Origin of the sequence: uncultured Mucilaginibacter sp. (assembly GCF_903913935.1) — a bacterium.
In the GTDB taxonomy this organism is placed as follows: Bacteria; Bacteroidota; Bacteroidia; order Sphingobacteriales; family Sphingobacteriaceae; genus Mucilaginibacter.
This window is the reverse complement of sequence record NZ_CAIWNH010000040.1, coordinates 1-3,398: the sequence shown is the minus strand read 5'-3', so window position 1 is coordinate 3,398 and position 3,398 is coordinate 1. Positions and strand designations below refer to the sequence as shown.

The following is a 3,398-nucleotide window of genomic DNA, read 5'->3' as shown; positions in this document are numbered from 1 at the left end:
GACATTGCCGTCAGCCTTGGCATTACCCCAATAAACGTGCGTGTGCGGATAAACCGCCTGAAAACTAAATTAAAAGAGATCGTTAATACTATAAATTATGAATATAGATGAATTAAAAGATGCCTGGAAAAATGATGAACCAAAAGGCATGAATTTTCGGGCAGAAGCCGCAATGACAGGTAAAACCACTTCGGCTATTGGCCGGATACGTAAAAACATGAAGACAGAGTTTATAGCAGTGCTGATATCGTATACCATGTTTACCGCGCTGATGTTTTATGGACTGCAATCCGTCCTCTTTTTCAACCTTGCAAGCATTTTTATGTTCATCATCATTGTGCTGAATAGCTTTTACTATTTCCGGTTTTACGTTTTCTACAAATCCATAAGCCGTTATGACCTCAACATGCAAAATAGCATACGCAAGATCACGTACGAGCTGGAACTTAACGCCGAGATTTACAAAACCTATAATTTTTGCGTCACCCCCTTAGCGGTATTGATAACTTTTATTTTACTATGCGGTAACCGGGGAATTGGATTTATACGATACCTTTTGGCCTCCAATGTTTTTACCTCACCCTGGAATTTACCCATCGCTTTTGCAGTAATATTAATCTCATTCATCATCACCTATATCTGCATTAACCATCATGTACGTACCCAATACGGAAAGTATATTAATGAACTTAAACAGGTAATGGATGATTTGGGGAGTGAAGGCTAAACGAAAGATGCCTTATTTTTCATAAAACTCAATAGGCAATCCATCCGGATCAGCAAAGAAGGTAAAACGTTTACCGGTAAATTCATCAATCCTGATGGCCTCGACGGTTACGCCGACCGCGTGCATATGACTTACCGACTCATCCAAATTATCTACTTCAAAAGCCAAATGACGTAAACCAGCAGCTTCCGGCCTTGATGGCCGGGATGGGGTTTCTGGAAATGAAAAAAGCTCGATCTGGTATTGGTTTCCCACTTCCAGGTCGAGCTTATAGGAGTTTCTTGCTTCGCGATAATCTTCGCTAATGATCTTTAAACCGAGCATTTCGCTGTAAAAATGCTTCGACTTTTCATAGTCAGAACAAATGATTGCGATATGGTGAACCCGGTTAAGCTTAAGCATTTATGCACCTAAAATTTCATGCAGCACATTGTCATAAACCATTTTCACATCCGTAATATTGCCGAATTGTTCTTCATCTATAGTAAGATCACCATTGGTCACCAAACCTAACAACGTAAAATCAACTTCGCTGGTGGCCATCAGTTCAATAAATCGTTCGTGATCAGCAGGACTAACGCTTACTGCCACCCTACCCTGTGCTTCACCAAAAAGGAAGGCATCTTTGCGGATAGCGATGTCCGATTCAATTTCAAATCCAAAACCATTTGGTAATGATGATTCCACCAAAGTGATGTACAATCCTCCATCCGACACATCATGTGCAGACTGGATCACTTTACTTTTGATCAGTTGTTTGATCACCTGGTGCATATCATATTCTTTATCCAGGTCAAAATACGGAGCAGGTGCCGCAAGTATTTTGTGATAAGATGCCAGGTATTGTGATGAAGCAATATCGTTAACCGACTCACCGATCAGATAGATCAGGTCGCCAGGCTTTTTAAAATCTGAAGTCATCAGATCCGAAAGATCGTCCATTACCCCAAGCATACCGATAGTAGGCGTCGGGAATACCGGGCCTTCGTCTGATGACTGGTTATAAAAACTCACGTTACCGCCGGTTACCGGTGTTTCAAACTTGCGGCAGGCTTCACCCATACCCTTTATAGCGCCAACAAACTGCCAGTAAACTTCGGGTTTGTAAGGATTGCCAAAGTTAAGGCAATTGGTGATGGCAACAGGTTCGCCACCCGCACAGGTAATGTTTCGCGCTGCTTCAGCAACTGCGATAGCAGTACCTTTTTGAGGATCGGCATATACATAGCGTGATTGACAATCAACAGTGATCACAATCGCTTTATCGGTATCTTTAACCGCGATAACAGACGCGTCGCTGGGCCGGTTGGTGGTCATGGTTGACGTACCGATCATAGAATCATATTGATCTGTAACCCACCTTTTTGATGCAATATTAGGGTGGCCGATCAAATGTTCAGCAACTGCTATAAGGTCAGCTGGTTCCTCAACATCATCTATATTAAATTGTTGATTTTTTTGAAAATATGCAGGTTCGCGGTATTCACGTTCATAGATCGGAGCGCCACCTCCTAATACGAGGTCGTCAGCAGGTACATCGGCCACCAGTTCGCCATTCATGTAATATTCCAGGCGCTTGGTATCGGTTACTTCGCCAATGATCGCGCAGTTCAGATCCCATTTATCAAAAACTGCTTCAACTTCTTTTTCTCTACCCTTGTAAACCACGATCAGCATCCGTTCCTGAGATTCGGAAAGCAATATCTCGTAAGGTTTCATGTGTTCCTGGCGCATAGGCACTTTATCCAGGTATATTTTCATCCCGTGTTCGCCTTTTGCTGACATTTCGGAGTTAGAGCAAATGATCCCGGCAGCGCCCATATCCTGCATGCCAACTACGGCACCTGTTTTTATAACCTCCAAAGTTGCTTCAAGCAATAGTTTCTCCTGGAAAGGGTCACCCACCTGTACAGCAGGAAGGTCGTTGACAGAATCTTCAGTAATATCTTTGGATGCAAAGGCGGCGCCATGGATACCATCTTTACCCGTCGCCGAGCCGACAATATAAACCGGGTTACCCACGCCATAAGACGTTGCCGAAACCGTTTCGCCTGCTTTTACAATACCTGCAGAAAAAGCGTTTACCAGCGGGTTAACGTTATAACATTCGTCAAAAAACAATTCACCTCCCACCGTTGGGATGCCAAAAGCATTGCCATAGTGACTAATACCTTTTACCACACCTTTTATTAACCATTTGGTACGGTCAAGCGAAAGATCGCCGAAGCGCAGGGAATTTAGTTGGGCGATTGGCCTTGCCCCCATCGTAAAAATATCGCGATTGATACCTCCTACGCCTGTTGCAGCACCCTGGTAAGGCTCCAATGCAGACGGGTGGTTATGCGATTCTATTTTAAACGCACAGCCTATGCCACCGCCCAAATCAACCAAACCAGCATTTTCTTCACCGGCTTTGGCCAGCATACGCGGGCCGTCTTTAGGCAGTGTTTTTAACCAGGTAATGGAGTTTTTATAGGAACAATGTTCGCTCCACATTACCGAGAAAATAGATAACTCGGTAAAGTTAGGCACACGTCCTAATATTTCTATAATTCTGTCAAATTCTTCGGGTAATAAACCAAGGTCTTTGGCTGTTTCAACGGTTGTTAATTGCAGGTGCTCCAATGTAATGTTGTTTTCTGAAAGGATGCACAAAATTAGGAAAAAAGCT

The 3,398-nt window shown here is 43.3% G+C and carries 3 protein-coding genes; 1 reads left to right on the top strand and 2 read right to left on the bottom strand.

What is annotated here, in order from left to right; translation table 11 throughout:
• The first annotated feature begins 97 nt into the window (after positions 1-97).
• Entirely contained in the window at positions 98-727 is a 630-nt protein-coding gene (locus QZY09_RS01710) for a hypothetical protein (protein ID WP_295667388.1), read from the top strand.
• A gap of 12 nt (positions 728-739) precedes the next feature.
• Here the strand turns inward: QZY09_RS01710 and QZY09_RS01705 are convergent, their stop codons facing one another.
• Together QZY09_RS01705 and purL are read right to left on the bottom strand one after the other, a co-directional pair.
• A complete protein-coding gene (locus tag QZY09_RS01705; protein WP_295667385.1) occupies positions 740-1,129 on the bottom strand; it encodes a VOC family protein in 390 nt (129 codons plus the stop codon).
• On the bottom strand, positions 1,130-3,398 hold a 2,269-nt coding region (purL, locus tag QZY09_RS01700; protein ID WP_367119152.1), incomplete at its 5' end, for a phosphoribosylformylglycinamidine synthase subunit PurL.

What these genes read in the sequence shown, in the direction of transcription:
- QZY09_RS01710 (WP_295667388.1), top strand. Translation starts at nt 98, where the DNA reads ATGAATATAGATGAATTAAAAGATGCCTGGAAAAATGATGAACCAAAA.
- QZY09_RS01705 (WP_295667385.1), bottom strand. Translation starts at nt 1,129, where the DNA reads ATGCTTAAGCTTAACCGGGTTCACCATATCGCAATCATTTGTTCTGAC.